We start from the raw sequence: 15,512 nt of genomic DNA on the forward strand, positions 1-15,512 counted from the left end.
CCCTAGTCCGGGATATACTCAAACTCCCGCTCCCCAAGGCGCACCACGTCCCCTGCCCGTACCCCCTTGGCCTTTAGGGCCGCCTCCACCCCGTGGCGCCGGAAAACCTCCTGCAGGTAGCCCGCTGCCTCCGCCAAATCCCCCTTAAGCCGCCTCAGGTACCGCTCCACCTCGGGGGCCCGCACCTGGTACACCCCCTCCTCCAGGGGCACCACCTCCACCCCAGCCTCCACCGCCACCCTGGGGGCGGGTTTGGGAAGCTCGGGGGCTGGGGTGGCCTTCACCAGGCTAAGAAGGGCTTCCTTAAGGCCTTCTAGGCCCTCCCCCGTGAGGGCGCTCACCGGGAGGACGGGAAGCCCTTCCTGGGCAAGCTCCGCCACCTTGGCCGCCACCTCCTGGGGAGATAGGAGGTCCACCTTGTTGAGGGCAATGAGGCTTGGCCGCCTCAGGAGGGGGGGGTCGTAGGCCTCTATTTCCCGGCGCAGGGTGTGGAAGGCTTTAAGGGGCTCCTGGGTGGCGTCCAGAACGTAGAGCAAGACCCGGGTGCGGGCGATGTGCCTTAGGAACTCAAGCCCCAAGCCCTTTCCCTGGCTTGCCCCCTCGATGATCCCCGGGATGTCCGCCAGGGTGAAGCGCTCCTCTTCCCCCACCTCCACCACCCCCAGGTGGGGGCTTAGGGTGGTGAAGGGATAGGGGGCGATCTTGGGATGGGCCCGGGTGGTGGCGGCCAGGAGGCTGGACTTGCCGGCGTTGGGGTAGCCCACCAGGCCCACGTCGGCGATGAGCATGAGCTCGAGGCGAAGCCTCCTCCTTTCCCCCTCCTCCCCCGCCTCGGCGAAACGGGGGGCCTGGCGGGTGGGGGTGACGAAGTGCAGGTTCCCCCTTCCTCCTTCCCCTCCCCGGGCCACCAGGAGGACCTGGCCTTCCTCCGTGAGGTCCCCCAGCAGCTCCCCCGTGTCGGCATCAAAGACCCGGGTCCCCCGGGGCACCTCGATGTAGAGGTCCCGCCCGGCGCGGCCATGCTGGCCGCTTCCCCTGCCGTGCTCCCCGTCCTCCGCCTTGTAGGTGCGCTTGGAAAGCTCCGAGAGGGAGTCCACGCTCCCCCTGGCCCTCAGGTAGACGCTTCCCCCACGCCCCCCATCCCCCCCGTCGGGACCCCCTTTGGGCACGAACTTCTCCCGGCGAAAGGAGATGGCCCCGTCGCCACCCCTGCCGGCGGCGACGGTGATCTTGAGGACGTCTTGGAACATCCAAAGGGTCCCTTGGCCTAGGCCAAGGGGCGCACGTGCACATAGCGGCCTAGCCGCCCCTTATCCTGGAACTCCACCACCCCATCCACCAAGGCGAAGAGGGTGAAGTCCCGGCCCATGCCCACGTTCTTGCCGGGCTTGAACTGGGTGCCCCGCTGGCGCACCAGGATGTTCCCCGCCTTCACCACCTGGCCCCCATACCGCTTCACCCCCAGGCGCTTGGCCTGGGAATCCCGGCCGTTTTTGGTGGAACCCAAACCCTTTTTATGTGCCATGGCTCACCCCTGAATCTCCTTGATGAGGATCTCCGTGTAGGGCTGGCGGTGCCCCTTCTTCCTGCGGTACTGCACCTTGGCCTTGAAGCGGGAGACGGTGATCTTCTTGCCCTTGCCGTGGCCCAGGACCTCGGCCACCACCTTGGCCCCTTCCACGAAAGGAGTCCCTACCAGGGTTCTTTCTCCGCCCAGGAGGAGCACGGGAAGCTCCACCTGGCTCCCGGGCTCGGCCTCCAGTTTCTCCACCCGAAGCCTAAGCCCAGGCTCCACCCGGTACTGCTTGCCGCCGGTCTTGACGATCGCGAACATGGCTTCCCCTTCCCAAAGCCCCCAAAGGGGCTACCGGCTTTCTACTATACTTAACCTAAGCCACTTCTTCAAGCAGCGAAAAAGGCTCCTTCAGAGGGTATTTCGCCACAAAAGGGGCATGGCCTCCCTCTTGGCCTCCTTGGCCAGAGCCTTGTCCAAAGTGGCTATCCCTTCCTGGCCCCTAGATTCCTGAGCCAGGAACAGCAGGTAGGCGTCCACAAAGCTGAATCCGCTCCGCCCCACTACCCGCAACACGCGGAAAACCCCATCCTTCTCCCTCACCTCCACACCCCTCCTATCCAAAAGGGCCAAAAGGGCATGGGCCGCTTCCTTCTGGCCCTGGGTATTTTCCTGGGCTTTTCCCTAGGGGCCCGCTTCGCCACCTTTAGCGTGGAGCCCTTTGGCTCCCAGCGGGTGAACCTGGATACCGGCATCACCACCCTGCCCCAGGGTGGGATTCTGGTGGACAACGAAAACGGCTTGCGCCTAAAGGCAGGCTACATTGAGTACAAAGAGGGGAGCTTCGTGCGGGCCCGGGGGGCCGAGCTCCTTTCGGAGAAGGAGACCTTTGTGGCCCAGAGCCTCGAGCACGACATCCCCAAGCAGGAGGCCCGCTTTACCGGCCTCACCTTCAGCAACGCCGATTCAAGGGGCTACGGGCAGAAAGGGCCCTGGCCCTCTTCGCCGAGGACATCGTGGTCCTAAAGGGCAAGGTGGGGGCAGAAAGCCCCAGGCTCCAGGCGGAAACCCTGGTGGTGAACCTGAAGGACCGGGAAGCCCTGGCCCTGGGAAGCTTCACCTACCAGGAGGGGAAGGCCACCCTGAGGGGCCAGGGGCCAAGCGCCCGGCTTTACCTGCGCTTTGTTTCCGGCAAGGTCCAGGCCACCACCAAGGTGCCCTCTGGCGCCGCCCTCCTGGCCCAGTACGCAAACCGCCTCCCATGACCCTTTACCGCCACCTCCTTAAGGAAAGCCTCCCGGTCCTCCTTCTGGCCCTTCTTTTCCTCACCGCCGTCTACCTCTTCGGCTTCTTCTACGCCGGGGCCCGGTGGCTGGAGGGGGTGCCCCTTTTGAAGGTGGCCCGCTGGCTCTCCTACCACGTGCCCGGCGTTTTGGTCCAGGTCTTCCCCATCGCCTTGGTCACCACCACCGTCTTGGTCTTTGGCCGGCTTTCCGCGGAAGGGGCCCAGTTCGCCTTGCTCTCCGGGGGCATCCCCCTGTGGCGGGCGGCCTTGCCCCTCCTTTGGACCGGGGCCCTCCTAAGCCTCGTGGCCCTTTTCCTGCAGGAGAAGCTGGTCCCCTACTACAACGAACGGGTGCGGGTGGCCTGGTGGGACGAGATCCACACCCAAGGAGCCGGCCTTTTCCGCCTAAAGGGCCTGCAGATCCCCATCGGCCAGGGGCGTAGCCTTTACTTTGAGGACTTTGACATGGGGACAAAGGAGATGGTGGGGGTGCGCATCGCCTCCTTTAGGAACAACGAGGGCACCTTTCTCTTCGCCGAGCGGGGAAGCTGGGAGGACCGGGTGATCACCCTGAAGGACTACCGCTTCTACCGCATTGACTTCGCCCAGATCCCCGGGCTGGAAACCGCCCAGGACCTCCTGGCCCAAACCCGCAAGGTCTTCCGGGTGGTAAGCCAGGGAAAGGTGCTGGAGGTGGAGTCCGACCTCTCCCGGGCCCGGGCCATCGCCGACTACGCCGACACCTTCAGCTTTGGCCAGGATAGCCTCTCCCAGGCCTGGGCCAAGATGCGGGACCCCTTCCTGGCGCCCCTGGAAAAGTGGCGGGCCCGGCTGGAGTTTCACTCCAAGCTGGCCCTGCCCTTGGCCAACCTGGTCCTGGTCCTCCTGGCTGCGGCCATGGCCTTAAGGTACGGCCGGAGCACCGGGCTTGCCCTGGGCCTTAGCGTGGTCCTGGCCCTGGGGTACTACGGGGCCTTTTTCCTGGGCCGCTCCTTGGCAGGAATTGGGGCCCTGCCCCCGGAGGTGGGGGCCTGGGGAGCGAACCTCCTCTTCCTCCTTCTCGGCCTGAGGGCCCTGCGGTAAAGGCGCACCCCCCTGGGTTTCCCCAGGGGGTTTCTGGTGGAGCCGAGGGGATTCGAACCCCTGACCTCCTCAATGCCATTGAGGCGCGCTCCCAACTGCGCCACGGCCCCAGGCAACGCCTATGGTACCGAGGGGAGGGCCGTTTGTCAACGGGTCCAGAGGCCGATCAAAAGGGCCAAGACCACGAAGACAATCCCGAGGATCACCGTGAGACGGTAAAGCCCCCCGGTAACCCCTCGAGCGGAAAAGAGATCCGCCGAGCCCCCCATGAGGTCCCCAGCGCCCTGCTTGGGCTCCTGCACCAGGACCAGGTAGACCAAAAGCCCCGCCACGCCCAGGTAGAGGAGGATGACCAAGGTGTAAAGGAAGTCCATACCCTTACCACTTTAGCGGGAAGGGGAGGATGTGTCCACCCGGGGTCCCAGGGAAGTATAAAGGGGTGTGGAACTAGCGGATGTCTACGCCGCCCACCGGCGCATTGCCCCTTACGTGCACCGGACCCCCCTTCTCACCTCGAGGCTCCTGGATGAACTCTTGGGCAAGCGCCTGCTTCTAAAAGCCGAGCACCTGCAGAAGACGGGAAGCTTCAAGGCCCGGGGAGCCCTTTCCAAGGCCCTGACCCTGGAAAACCCCAAGGGGCTTTTGGCGGTAAGCAGCGGCAACCACGCCCAGGGGGTGGCCTACGCCGCCCGGATCCTGGGGGTAAAGGCCCTGGTGGTCATGCCCGCGGAGGCAAGCCCCTTTAAGAAGGAGGCCGCTCGGGCCTACGGGGCCCAGGTGGTGGACCAAGGGGTTACGGGGGAAAACCGGGAGGAGGTGGCCAGGGCCCTCCTCCTAGAAACCGGCTACGCCTTCATCCATCCTTTTGACGACCCCTTGGTCATGGCCGGGCAGGGCACCGCGGGGCTGGAGCTCATGGCCCAGGCGGGGGAGCTTGGGCTTTTCCCGGAAGCGGTCTTGGTTCCAGTGGGAGGCGGAGGGCTCATCGCCGGGGTGGCCACGGCGGTGAAGGCCCTCTCCCCCAGCACCTTGGTCCTGGGGGTGGAGCCCGAGGGGGCGGACGACGCCAAGAGAAGCCTGGAAAAGGGTGGGATCGTGCGCCTTCCCCAAGCACCCAGGACCCGGGCGGATGGGGTAAGGACCTTGGCCTTGGGCCAGCACACCTTCCCCATCCTGAGGGAGAAGGTGGACGCCATCCTCACCGTGAGCGAGGAGGCCATCCTGGAGGCTGAAGGTCTCCTCTTCACCCGCACCAAGCAGGTGGTGGAGCCCACTGGGGCCCTCCCCTTGGCCGCCGTGCTGGAGCACGGGGAAAGGCTTCCCCAGGTCCTGGCCATTCTACTTTCAGGAGGAAACCGCAGGTTCGCTCCCTAGGCCAGGTATCCTGGAAAATCCAGCATCGTGATGCTGCATTTTCAAGGGTGCCTGTCCGCTACCTAGCCCAGGGAGTCCTGGCCCTCCTTCTGCCCCAGCCGATGGAGCAGCTATGGGAACCCGAACACCCAAGGCAGGACTTCTTTCCCTGGAAAGGAGGGGTAAGCTTACCCCGTGATCGTGAAGGAAGCGCTTCTACCTATAGAGGAAGTGGCCGGAAAGCTGGGCTTAGGCCGGGAAAGGCTTTACCTCTACGGCCCCCACATGGCGAAGGTGCTGGGGGAACCCCCGAAGGCCAAGGGAAAGCTGATCCTGGTCACCGCCATCACCCCCACCCCGGCCGGGGAGGGTAAGACCACCACCGCCATCGGCCTGGTGGACGCCCTATGGCGGCTTGGGAAAAAGGCCGCCTTGGCCTTGAGGGAGCCCTCCTTGGGCCCGGTTTTTGGCGTGAAGGGCGGAGCCACGGGGGGAGGCCGGGCCCGGGTGGAACCCCGGCACGAGATCAACCTGCACTTCACCGGGGACTTCCATGCGGTGACCAGCGCGGTGAACCTCCTGAACGCCCTTTTGGACAACCACCTGCACCAGGGCAATGAGCTGGGGATTGACCCCAGGCGCATTGAGCTCAAACGGGCCATCGACATGAACGACCGGGCCTTAAGGCACATCGTCTTGGGCCTGGGGGGCAAGGCCCACGGGGTGCCTCGGGAGGGGGGATTTGAGCTCACCGTGGCCAGCGAGGTCATGGCCCTCATGAGCCTGGCCCGGGACTTTAAAGACTTAAAAAAGCGCCTGGGAAGGATACGGGTGGGCTTCACCCGCGAGGGAAAGCCCATCTACGCCCAGGACCTGGGGGCGGTGGGGGCCATGGCCGCCCTTTTAAAGCAAGCCTTCCTCCCCAACCTGGTGCAGACGGCGGAGGGGAATCCCGCCTTCGTCCACATGGGGCCTTTTGGCAACATCGCCCACGGCACCAACTCCCTGAGGGCAAGCCTATGGGCCTTGGGCCTGGCGGACTTCGTGGTGCAGGAGGCGGGGTTTGCCACGGACCTCGGCATGGAGAAGTTCATGAACGTGGTGGCCCGCACGGGAGGCCTGGTGCCCGAGGCCGTGGTGCTGGTGGCCACCATCCGGGCCCTCCGCTACCACGGGGGACAGGACGCCTACGAGATGCCGGACCCCCAGGCGGTGGCCAGGGGCCTGGCCAACCTGGAAAAGCACGTGGAGAACGTGGAGCTCTTCGGCTTCAAGCCGGTGATCGCCTTAAACCGCTTTCCCACGGACGCCCCGGAGGAGATCGCCCTGGTGCGGGCCTTCGCCCGGGAACGGGGCCTGCCCTTTGCCCTAAGCGAGGTCTACGCCAAAGGGGGGGAAGGGGGGCTGGAACTGGCGGAAAAGGTTTTGGAGGCCCTTGCCCTCCCCCACACCTACCGGCCCCTTTATCCTTTGGAGATGCCCCTCGAGGCCAAGGTGGAAACCATCGCCCAGCGGGTCTATGGGGCCGAGGGGGTGGAGTGGAGCGAGGAGGCCAAGAGGGCCCTAAAGGCCGCCAAGAAGGAGGGGTGCGAGGCCCTGCCCGTGGTCATGGCCAAGGCGGCCACCTCCCTCTCCGACAACCCCAAGCTCCGGGGAAGGCCCCAAGGCTTCAGGGTGCGGGTCACGGACCTGAGGTGCCGGTTTGGGGCGGGGTTCGTGGTGGTCTACATGGGGGGGATTGAAACCCTGCCCGGCCTGCCCAAGGTGCCCCAGGCCCTGGGCATTGACGTGGACGAGGAGGGGAACATCCGGGGGATGGACTACTGATACCCCCCCACCCTGGCTTCGCCAGGGTGGGGGCCCCGGGAGAAACCCCAAGGGCCGGGCTATATCCCGTGCCCGTCCGCCCGCTGCTTCTCCACGGGAAGCCCCGTGGCCCCGTGGAAGGCCTCCACCTCCTCCAGGAAGCGGCGGAAGAGGTAGAGGGCGTCGTGGGGACCGGGGGCGGCCTCGGGGTGGTACTGCACGGAAAAGACGGGGTAGCGGCTATGGGCCATGCCCTCGAGGGTCCCGTCGTTGAGGTTGATGTGGGTGGGCCTGAACTCCTTGAGGGAGTCGATGTCCACCGCATACCCGTGGTTTTGGCTGGTGATCTCGATCTTGCCGGTGAGGAGGTTCTTCACCGGGTGGTTGGCCCCCCGGTGGCCGAACTTCATCTTGTAGGTGCGCCCCCCTGCCGCCAGGGCCAGGAGCTGGTGGCCCAGGCAGATGCCGAAGGTGGGCAAAAGCCCCATGAGCTTCCAGATGGTCTCGTGGGCGTAGCGGGGCATGGTGGGGTCCCCGGGGCCGTTGGAGATGAAAAGCCCGTGGGGCTCTAAGGCCATGATCTGGCTCGCCGGGGTTTTGCCGGGCACCACCAGGATTTCAAAGCCCAAGGCCGCCAGGTTCTCCACGATGGCGTGCTTGATGCCGAAGTCCATGACCACGATGCGCCGGCCCGACTTCAGGGTGGGCCAGGCGTAGGGCAAGGAGGTGGAGACCTCGGGGGTCATGTCCCGGCCATCGATGTCCGTCCAGGCCTTGGCCTCTTGGCGAAGGGCCTTGAGCTCCTCCGGGGTGAAGGCGTGGTGAGGTTCGCCAAAAAGGCTGGCGTGGGCGATGGTCCCCTTCAGCACCCCCCCTTCCCGAATCTTGCGCACCAGGGCCCGGGTGTCGATCCCCTCGATCCCCACCACCCCGTAGAACTCCATGAACTCCCCTAGGGTTTGCTGGGCCCTGGGGTTGGAGGCCAGGCGGCTAAACTCCTTGGCCACAAAGCCCTTCACCCAGGGGCGGTTGGACTGCATGTCGTAGACGTTGACCCCGTAGTTGCCCTGGTGGGGGTAGGTCATGACCACGATCTGCCCGTGGTAGCTGGGGTCGGTCATGATCTCCTGGTAGCCGGTCTGGGCGGTGTTGAAGACCACCTCCCCCACCGTCTTCCCCCGGGCCCCGAAGGCGTAGCCGTGGTAGACGGTGCCGTCCTCCAGGACCAAAACCGCACGCTCCTTCACTCCAGCCATTCCTCCTCCTCTATGCCCGCCTGCTTCAAGATGCGCTTAAGGAGGTCCACGCCGATCTCCCCCCGATGGGGATTGGGCAGGACCAGGCGCACCGAGCCCCGCACCATGAACTGGTGCCGCCCCCCCCGCATACGGCCCGGCAAACCCCAGGGCCTTTAGCCTTGCCACCAACTCCCTCCGGGAAACCGGCTTAAGCCGCTTCGCCACGGGGTAGATCAATGCGAACCTCGCCCAGGGGCGGAGGGGCCTCGCCGTGGGAGACCAAAAAGAGAAGCCAGTCCTCCAAGGCCGCCTGCAGGTTGGCCTCGCACTCCCTCAGGCTCTTTCCCGTGGCCCAGACCCCAGGCAGGTCTGGGATCTCCCCGTAGTAGGGCTCCTCGTCCTCTATGAGCTCATAGCGGGCCCGGGCCATGGCCTCCTCCAAGTAGCGGGTCAGGGTGCCCATCCCATCCATTCTAGCCTCCGAAGGCCCCTGGGGAAAGGCGCTTGATGACGGCGATCTCCCGGCAGTTCTCGTAGAAGGGGCAGGCGTTGCACTCGCTCCACACCTTGGGAGGCAAAGCCTCCCGGGTGGTGACCTGGTAGCCCAAGGAGCGGAAGAAACCCACCTGAAGCGTCCAGGCGAAGACCTGGGGCAGGCCCAGGTCCCTGGCCTCCCGCTCCGCCCCCAGGACCAGCCAGCGGCCTAGGCCCTCCCCCTGCCGCAAGGGGTGGACCGCAAGGCCCCGAATCTCCGCCAAGTCCCGCCAGAGCACGTGCAGGGCCACGGTGCCCACGATGTGGCCGTCCTCGTCCTCGAGGACCTGGAAGTCGCGGATGTTCTCGTAGAGGTGGCTGTGGCTCCGGACCAGCATCAGGCCCTTCTCCGCCCAGTAGCGGATGAGCCAGTAGATGGCGTCCACATCGCTAAGCCTGGCCTTCCTGAGCTCCACCGCCCTTCCCCTTTGCACCTCGGGAAGGGAAACCGGAGAAAGTTCTATCCGGGTCTCAAGCAAGACCCACCTCCTTTTTTGCCTCCAGAATCCTTTCCCGCACCGCCACGGGGGCCGTGCCCCCAAAGGAACGGCGCCTTTGGATGGCGGTTTCCAGCCGGAGAAGGGGCAGGGCATCCTCGGCGAAGAGGGGGTGGTGGGCCTTAAGCTCCTCCAGGGTCAGGTCCTTTAAGGCCCTTCCTTCCTCCAGAAGCTTCCGCACCAGCCTGCCCACCACGTGGTGGGCTTCCCGGAAGGGAAGCCCCTTCTCCGCCAGGTAGTCAGCCAGTTCCGTGGCCAAGGCATAGCCTTCCTCCGCCGCCCGCCACATCCTCTCCCGCCGCCACCTGAGCCCGGGGAGAAGGGCGGTGAGGAGCCTAAGGCTATCCCGGTAGGTGGCCAGGGCGTCCAAGAGGGGCTCCTTGTCCTCCTGGAGGTCCTTGTTGTAGGCAAGGGGAAGCCCCTTTACCACCGTGGAGAGGGCCACCAGGGCCCCCAAGACCCTTCCCGCCTTGGCCCGGATGAGCTCCAGGATGTCGGGGTTCTTCTTCTGGGGCATGATGGAGGAGCCGGTGGCGAAGGCATCGGGGATCTCCACGAAGGCGAACTCCTCGGTGCTATAGAGGATGAGCTCCTCCGCCATGCGGGAGAGGTTCAGCATGCCGATGTTGAGGGCGGAAAGCACCTCCAGGGCAAAATCCCGGCTTGCCACCGCATCCAAGGAGTTCCGCATGGGCGCTTGGAAGCCGAGCTCCCTGGCAGTGTAGTGGCGGTCTATGGGAAACCCCGTCCCCGCCAGGGCCGCAGCCCCTAAGGGGCTATGGTTGAGGCGCTTTTTGGCATCCTCCAGGCGCCCCGCATCCCTCAGGAGCATCTCGTAGTAGGCCAAAAACCAGTGGGAAAGCAGGATGGGCTGGGCCCGTTGCAGGTGGGTGTAGCCGGGAAGCACGTAAAGGGGCTCCAGGTGCCTTTCCGCTTCCCTCACCAAAACCCGGCGCAGCTCCAAGAGGAGGGCCAGAAGCTCCTCCACGGCCCCCCTGAGGAAAAGCCTCAGGTCCGTGGCCACCTGGTCATTGCGGCTCCGTGCGGTATGGAGCTTGCCTCCAGGAGGACCGACCAGCTCCATGAGGCGGGCCTCCAGGTTCATGTGCACGTCCTCCAGCTCCTCCCGCCAGGGGAAGGTGCCCGCCTCTATCTCCTCCTCTATCCGGTCCAGGCCCTTCAGGATGGCCTCAAGCTCCTCCCCGCTGAGAAGCCCCACCCGGTGGAGCATACGGGCGTGCACCCGGTTCTGCCAGAGGTCCTCCCGCCAAAGGGCCCGGTCAAAGGCCAAGGAGGCGTTGAAGCGGGCGGCAAGCTCGCTTGGACCCTCCTTAAAGCGGCCACCCCAGGTCCTATGCCCCATGGGCCTTCCCCCCCACCAAGGCCCTCACCCTAAGCCTCAGGGCCTGGATCTTGATGAAGCCCTCGGCATCCTTTTGGTCGTAGCCCCCGAGCTCGTCAAAGGAGACCAGGTCCTTCTGGTAGAGGCTTTTTGGCGCCTTCCTCCCCACCACGTAGACGTTTCCCTTGTAAAGCTTCAGCCGGGCCACCCCGGTCACCGCCTGGGCCACGTGGTCAAAGTAGGCCTGGAGGGCCTCCCGCTCCGGGGCGTACCAGAAGCCGTAGTAGACCAGCTCGGCGTACTTGGGGGCAAGCCCATCCCTTTGGTGCAGGACTTCCCGGTCCAGGGTGAGGCTTTCCACCGCCCGCCGGGCGTGGTAGAGGAGGGTCCCCCCGGGGGTTTCGTAGACCCCCCGGGACTTCATGCCCACGAAGCGGTTTTCCACCAGGTCCACCCGGCCCACCCCGTGCCGGCCCCCAATCTCGTTGAGGCGGGCGAGAAGCGCCGCTGGGGAAAGCCTCTCCCCGTTCACCGCCACCGGGTCCCCCCCTTCAAAGGCCACCTCCACGTACTCCGGGGCGTCGGGGGCCTCCTCGGGGTCCACGGTCATGCGGAACATCCCCTTGGGGGGCTCGGCCCAGGGGTCCTCGAGGACCCCCCCCTCGTAGGAAATATGCAGAAGATTGGCGTCCATGGAGTAAGGTTTTTCCTGGGTCACGGGAACGGGGATGCCGTGGGCCTCGGCGTAGGCCATCATCTCCTGCCGGCCCCTAAAGTGCCACTCCCGCCAGGGAGCGATCACCCGGATGTTGGGCTTTAGGGCGTAGGCGGTGAGCTCAAAGCGCACCTGGTCGTTCCCCTTGCCCGTGGCCCCGTGGGCGACGGCCTCGGCCCCCTCCTCCTCGGCGATCTTCACCAGGTACTTGGCGATGAGGGGCCGGGCGATGGCGGTGCCCAGGAGGTAGTACCCCTCGTACACCGCCCCCGCGCGGAACATGGGGAAGACGAAGTCCCGCACGAACTCCTCCCTTAGGTCCAGGGCGATGGCCTTGGAGGCCCCGGTCCTCAGGGCCTTGGCCCGGGCCTCCTCCACCTCCTCCCCCTGGCCGATGTCTGCGGTGAAGGCGATCACCTCGGCCCCATAGGTTTCCTTGAGCCACTTGAGGATGATGCTGGTGTCCAGCCCGCCGGAGTATGCCAAGACGATCTTCATGCCAACCCCTAGTCTACCCCCTCGAGGGGGTATGAATAAGTATACACAGCAAAACGGGTGTGGGTTGACTAAGAGACTGTCGTAAAACCCTCCTTATCCAGTTTATGCGGCCCTTGCCAGCCGCTTTAACAGCAAGCGTATCATAGCTAGGTACATCCAGGCTTCCGTAACCTCTGGATGGTACTCGTAATCCTTCCCCAGCCGTCGGTTTCGTCCCAACCAGGCAAAGGTCCGCTCCACCACCCATCGCTTCGGCAATGGCTGAAATCCCTTCACCCGTTCCACCTCCGGAAGGGCTTCCCCTTCCCTCACCCATACCCCCCGCACCCCCGCATGGGGATGGGCCACCACCTCAAGCTCCAATCCCAGCCCCTCCGCCTCCCCCCGCAAACCCCGGTAGGCCCAGTCCACAAACACCTTCCTCACCCTGGGCCACAGGGAAAGGTCCAGCCCCTCCAAAAGCACCTTCCCACCCCATCGGTCGTGCTCGTTGGCCGGGTGTGCATGGGCCTTCAGCAGTCGCCCCCCGGTGTCCGTCAGAATCTGCCGCTTCCGCTTTGGGGCCCCTGCCCCAAATGAACTGCCCCTTCACCTTCTTAGCCCCGTCGTGTCCACGGGGACCCCCTTTTCCCCTGTCTTCACCGATTGGCTGTCCATCACCAAGGCGCTGGGGGAAGCATACCGCCCTTCCCGTTCCCGGTCACGGCGGACCAGGGCCTGGGCTACCCTCTCCCAAACCCCCTCCTTCTGCCACTTGCGGAAGGGGTGGTAGACCGTGGACCAATGGGGAAGGTCATGGGGCATGGCCCGCCACTTGATGCCGTTGTCCAGAACGTAGAGGATAGCGTTAACAATCTCCCTCCTGGGCACCTTAGCGGGTCGGCCGCCAGGTTTGGGAGCAGGAATCAGGGGCTCCAGAAGGGCTCACTCCTCGTCCGTAAGGTCGCTGGGGTAAAATCTGCGTGTAGGGTTCATGTGCAGAGTATAGCAGACTTTTACAACAGTCTCTAAGACCAGCAGAAGGGATTCCCGGCTAGGCACAGCCTAGCCGGGAATCCCTTCTATCTAAAGGTGGATGGGCTTCTCCCAAGCGGCCAGGGCGGCCTCCTTGAGGATCTCGGAAAGGGAAGGGTGGGCGTGGGGGGCCCGGCCCAGGTCCTCGGCGCTGGCCTTGAAGAAGATGGCCAGGGCGGCCTCGGCCAAGACATCCCCCACCCGGGCCCCGATCCCATGCACCCCCAGGATGCGGTCGGTCTTGGCATGGGCCAGGACCTTGACAAACCCCTCCGTCTCCCCCATGGCCCGGGCGCGGCCTGAGGCGGAGTAGGGGAAGCGGCCCACCTTGTAGGGGATCCCCTGGGCCTTGAGCTCCTCCTCCGTGTACCCCACCCCCGCCACCTCGGGGTGGGTGTAGACCACGCTGGGGATGGCCTGGTAGTCCACGTGGCCGTACCCCTTGGCCATGTGCTCCACGGCGGCGATCCCCTCCTCGCTGGCCTTGTGGGCCAGCATGGGCCCCCGCACCACGTCCCCGATGGCGTAGATGTGGGGGATGGGGGTCCTCAGGTGCCCGTCCACGGGGATGCGCCCCTTCTCGTCGGTGGCGAGGCCTATCCGCTCCAGGTCCAGGCCCTCGGTGTAGGGCCTGCGCCCCACCGCGAGAAGCACCCGGTCCGCCTCCAGGACCTCTCCCCCTTCCAGCTCCACCCGGGCGCCCTTCCCCTCAGGGCGTACCGCCTTCACCTTAACCCCGGTACGGATATCCAGCCCCTCCTTCCGGAAGACCTTCTCCGCCGCCCGGGATAGCTCGGCGTCCAGGGTGGGGAGGATGCGGTCCAGGTATTCCAAGACGGTCACCTCCGCCCCCAGGCGGTGCCAGACCACCCCGAGCTCCAGGCCAATCACCCCCCCTCCCACCACGATGAGGCGGCCCGGCACCTCGGGAAAGGCCAGGGCCTCGGTGGAGGTCACCACCCTTTCCCCGTCCACCTCCGCCCACGGGGGGATGAGGGGGGCGCTCCCCGTGGCGATGAGGAGGTAGCGGGCGGATAGCTCCTCCTTCGTTTCCTCCACCAAGACCTTGCGGTCGGAAAGGAAGCGGGCCCTTCCCAGGTGGCGGGCGATGCCGTTTTTCTTGAAGAGGAACTCGATCCCTTGGGTGTTGGCCTGGACCACCTTGTCCTTGTGGGCAAGAAGGGCGGGGAGGTCCACCTCGAGGCCCTGAACCCTGGCCCCGATGAGGCCCTTTTTCGCCTCGTAGATGCGCTCGGTGGTTTCCAAAAGGGCCTTGGAGGGGATGCACCCCACCCTGAGGCAGGTGCCCCCCAAGGCCTTTTCCTTCTCCACCACCCCCACCTTCATCCCCAGCTGGGCGGCCCGGATGGCGGCCACATACCCCCCAGGCCCCGCTCCGATCACCAACAGGTCGTAGGTATACACGCTAGACCTCCAGCAAGAGGCGCACGGGGTTTTCCACCAGCTCCTTGACCCGCCTCAGGAAGGTGACCGCCTCCCGGCCGTCCACGATGCGGTGGTCGTAGGAAAGGGCCAGGTACATCATGGGCCGGATCACCACCTGCCCCTCCCGGGCCACGGGCCTTTCCTGGATGGCGTGCATCCCCAGGATGCCCACCTGGGGCGGGTTGAGGAGGGGGGTGGAGTTGAGGGAGCCGTAGACCCCGCCGTTGGTGATGGTGAAGGTGCCCCCCATGAGCTCCTCGGGCTTCAGCTTCCTGGTGCGGGCCCTTTCGGCGAAGTCGGCGATCTGGCGCTCGATCTCCGCGAAGGAGAGCCGGTCGGCGTCCCTCAGAACCGGGACCACCAGGCCCTCCCCGCCCCCCACGGCCACGCCGATGTCGTAGTAGCGGTGGTAGAGGATGGCGTTATCCCGGATCTCGGCGTTGAGCTCGGGGATCTCCTTCAGGGCCTGGACCACCGCCTTCACGAAGAAGCTCATAAGACCCAGCTTCACCCCATGCTTCTTCTGGAAGGCCTCCCCCAGCTCCTTCCTTAAGGCGAGGATGGCGGACATGTCCGCCTCGTTGAAGGTGGTGAGCATGGCGGTGGTCTGCCGCGCCATGAGGAGCCTTTCGGCAATACGGCGGCGCAAGGGGCTCAGGGGCACCGCTTCGCTCACCCGCCAGGGCCGATCGGCAGGAGGTTGGGCGGGAGGGGGTACAGGCTCAGGCGTCCTGGGGGGCACCGCCTGGGGCGGGGCTTGCCTTGCCCTCTCCTCCAGGTGGCGCTCCACGTCCTCCTTGAGGATGCGCCCGCCCAGGCCCGTGCCCGCCACCTCCCCCGGGGATACCCCCGCTTCCCTTAGGACCCGCTCGGCCGCGGGCATGACCAGGGGTTCCTGGGGTTCTGGGGCGGGAGCGGGCTCAGGCTTTGGGGCCGCAGCCACTGCCCCTTGGGCTTCCAGAAGGGCGATGGCCTCCCCCACCCTGGCGGTTTCCCCCGTACGCTTGAGGATCTTGGCCAGGGTGCCCGCAAAGGGAGCCGGGAGTTCCAGGGTGGCCTTGTCGGTGATGAGCTCCACCAGAGGTTCGTCCTGGGCGAAGCTTTCCCCTTCCTTCTTCAACCAAGCGCCGATCTCCACTTCCACAATGGACTCGCCCACGGAGGGCACGTTCAGTTCCTGCACCGTCT

At 65.6% G+C, this 15,512-nt stretch carries 18 protein-coding genes, 1 tRNA gene and 1 pseudogene; 5 read left to right on the forward strand and 15 right to left on the reverse strand.

Features of this window, described 5'->3' with window-relative positions:
• Positions 1 to 2 precede the first annotated feature (2 nt).
• From obgE to DK874_RS08090, 4 genes are all read right to left on the reverse strand, one after another.
• Positions 3 to 1,250: a GTPase ObgE gene (gene obgE, locus DK874_RS08075; RefSeq protein ID WP_114313513.1), complete on the reverse strand. Its 1,248-nt coding sequence runs from the start codon at positions 1,248 to 1,250 to the stop codon at positions 3 to 5.
• Between the two features lie 17 nt (positions 1,251 to 1,267).
• Entirely contained in the window at positions 1,268 to 1,525 is a 258-nt protein-coding gene (gene rpmA / locus DK874_RS08080; protein ID WP_114313514.1) for a 50S ribosomal protein L27, read from the reverse strand.
• A gap of 3 nt (positions 1,526 to 1,528) precedes the next feature.
• A complete protein-coding gene (gene rplU, locus DK874_RS08085; protein ID WP_114313515.1) occupies positions 1,529 to 1,834 on the reverse strand; it encodes a 50S ribosomal protein L21 in 306 nt (101 codons plus the stop codon).
• A gap of 90 nt (positions 1,835 to 1,924) precedes the next feature.
• Positions 1,925 to 2,122 carry a hypothetical protein gene (locus DK874_RS08090; protein ID WP_162798753.1) on the reverse strand — a complete coding sequence of 66 codons (198 nt, stop codon included), beginning with the start codon at positions 2,120 to 2,122 and terminating at the stop codon, positions 1,925 to 1,927.
• 30 nt (positions 2,123 to 2,152) lie between these two features.
• On the opposite strand from DK874_RS08090, the gene DK874_RS11880 reads away from it, so the two are divergent.
• Genes DK874_RS11880 through DK874_RS08100 form a run of 3 tightly spaced genes read left to right on the forward strand, consistent with a single transcriptional unit; the run spans position 2,153 to position 3,881 of the window.
• Positions 2,153 to 2,539 carry a hypothetical protein gene (locus tag DK874_RS11880; protein WP_240307633.1) on the forward strand — a complete coding sequence of 129 codons (387 nt, stop codon included), beginning with the start codon at positions 2,153 to 2,155 and terminating at the stop codon, positions 2,537 to 2,539.
• Positions 2,530 to 2,778 carry a hypothetical protein gene (locus DK874_RS11885; RefSeq protein ID WP_240307634.1) on the forward strand — a complete coding sequence of 83 codons (249 nt, stop codon included), beginning with the start codon at positions 2,530 to 2,532 and terminating at the stop codon, positions 2,776 to 2,778. The genes DK874_RS11880 and DK874_RS11885 overlap by 10 nt, the downstream gene beginning before the upstream one ends.
• Positions 2,775 to 3,881, forward strand: a complete 1,107-nt coding sequence (locus DK874_RS08100; RefSeq protein ID WP_114313517.1) for an LptF/LptG family permease — start codon at positions 2,775 to 2,777, stop codon at positions 3,879 to 3,881. Before DK874_RS11885 ends, DK874_RS08100 begins: the two co-directional genes overlap by 4 nt.
• Before the next feature lie 34 nt (positions 3,882 to 3,915).
• On the opposite strand, the gene DK874_RS08105 is transcribed toward DK874_RS08100, so the two are convergent.
• Together DK874_RS08105 and secG are read right to left on the reverse strand one after the other, a co-directional pair.
• Positions 3,916 to 3,991, reverse strand: a tRNA-Ala gene (locus DK874_RS08105).
• Between the two features lie 36 nt (positions 3,992 to 4,027).
• Positions 4,028 to 4,255, reverse strand: a complete 228-nt coding sequence (gene secG, locus DK874_RS08110; protein WP_114313518.1) for a preprotein translocase subunit SecG — start codon at positions 4,253 to 4,255, stop codon at positions 4,028 to 4,030.
• 67 nt (positions 4,256 to 4,322) lie between these two features.
• Here secG and DK874_RS08115 point away from each other — a divergent pair, with 67 nt between their 5' ends.
• Both DK874_RS08115 and DK874_RS08120 read left to right on the forward strand, forming a co-directional pair.
• On the forward strand, positions 4,323 to 5,255 hold the full coding sequence (locus DK874_RS08115; protein WP_114313519.1) for a threonine/serine dehydratase family protein: 933 nt from the start codon (positions 4,323 to 4,325) through the stop codon (positions 5,253 to 5,255).
• A 174-nt stretch (positions 5,256 to 5,429) separates the two neighbouring features.
• A complete protein-coding gene (locus DK874_RS08120) occupies positions 5,430 to 7,061 on the forward strand; it encodes a formate--tetrahydrofolate ligase (RefSeq protein ID WP_114313520.1) in 1,632 nt (543 codons plus the stop codon).
• 59 nt (positions 7,062 to 7,120) lie between these two features.
• Here the strand turns inward: DK874_RS08120 and carA are convergent, their stop codons facing one another.
• The 9 genes and pseudogenes from carA to odhB all read right to left on the reverse strand — a co-directional run bounded on the left by carA (position 7,121) and on the right by odhB (position 15,507).
• Positions 7,121 to 8,296 carry a glutamine-hydrolyzing carbamoyl-phosphate synthase small subunit gene (gene carA / locus DK874_RS08125; RefSeq protein ID WP_114313521.1) on the reverse strand — a complete coding sequence of 392 codons (1,176 nt, stop codon included), beginning with the start codon at positions 8,294 to 8,296 and terminating at the stop codon, positions 7,121 to 7,123.
• Positions 8,284 to 8,427, reverse strand: a complete 144-nt coding sequence (locus tag DK874_RS08130) for a type II toxin-antitoxin system HicA family toxin (RefSeq protein ID WP_240307635.1) — start codon at positions 8,425 to 8,427, stop codon at positions 8,284 to 8,286. Before DK874_RS08130 ends, carA begins: the two co-directional genes overlap by 13 nt.
• 59 nt (positions 8,428 to 8,486) lie before the next feature.
• On the reverse strand, positions 8,487 to 8,750 hold the full coding sequence (locus tag DK874_RS08135) for a type II toxin-antitoxin system HicB family antitoxin (protein WP_114313522.1): 264 nt from the start codon (positions 8,748 to 8,750) through the stop codon (positions 8,487 to 8,489).
• Between the two features lies 1 nt (position 8,751).
• Positions 8,752 to 9,291, reverse strand: coding sequence for an N-acetyltransferase (locus tag DK874_RS08140; RefSeq protein ID WP_114313523.1), 540 nt, complete (start codon positions 9,289 to 9,291; stop codon positions 8,752 to 8,754).
• Entirely contained in the window at positions 9,284 to 10,672 is a 1,389-nt protein-coding gene (argH, locus tag DK874_RS08145) for an argininosuccinate lyase (RefSeq protein WP_114313524.1), read from the reverse strand. Before argH ends, DK874_RS08140 begins: the two co-directional genes overlap by 8 nt.
• Entirely contained in the window at positions 10,662 to 11,864 is a 1,203-nt protein-coding gene (locus tag DK874_RS08150; RefSeq protein ID WP_114313525.1) for an argininosuccinate synthase, read from the reverse strand. The genes argH and DK874_RS08150 overlap by 11 nt, the downstream gene beginning before the upstream one ends.
• A 102-nt stretch (positions 11,865 to 11,966) precedes the next feature.
• Positions 11,967 to 12,782, reverse strand: a pseudogene (locus DK874_RS12115) (IS5 family transposase).
• Between the two features lie 147 nt (positions 12,783 to 12,929).
• Positions 12,930 to 14,303 (reverse strand): dihydrolipoyl dehydrogenase, encoded by a 1,374-nt coding sequence (gene lpdA / locus DK874_RS08165; RefSeq protein WP_114313528.1) that lies wholly within the window; start codon positions 14,301 to 14,303, stop codon positions 12,930 to 12,932.
• Between the two features lies 1 nt (position 14,304).
• The gene (odhB, locus tag DK874_RS08170; RefSeq protein ID WP_114313529.1) at positions 14,305 to 15,507 is read right to left on the reverse strand and encodes a 2-oxoglutarate dehydrogenase complex dihydrolipoyllysine-residue succinyltransferase; all 1,203 of its coding nucleotides are present in this window, start codon (positions 15,505 to 15,507) and stop codon (positions 14,305 to 14,307) included.
• Positions 15,508 to 15,512 lie beyond the last annotated feature (5 nt).

Source organism: Thermus caldifontis (assembly GCF_003336745.1).
In the GTDB taxonomy this organism is placed as follows: Bacteria; Deinococcota; Deinococci; order Deinococcales; family Thermaceae; genus Thermus; species Thermus caldifontis.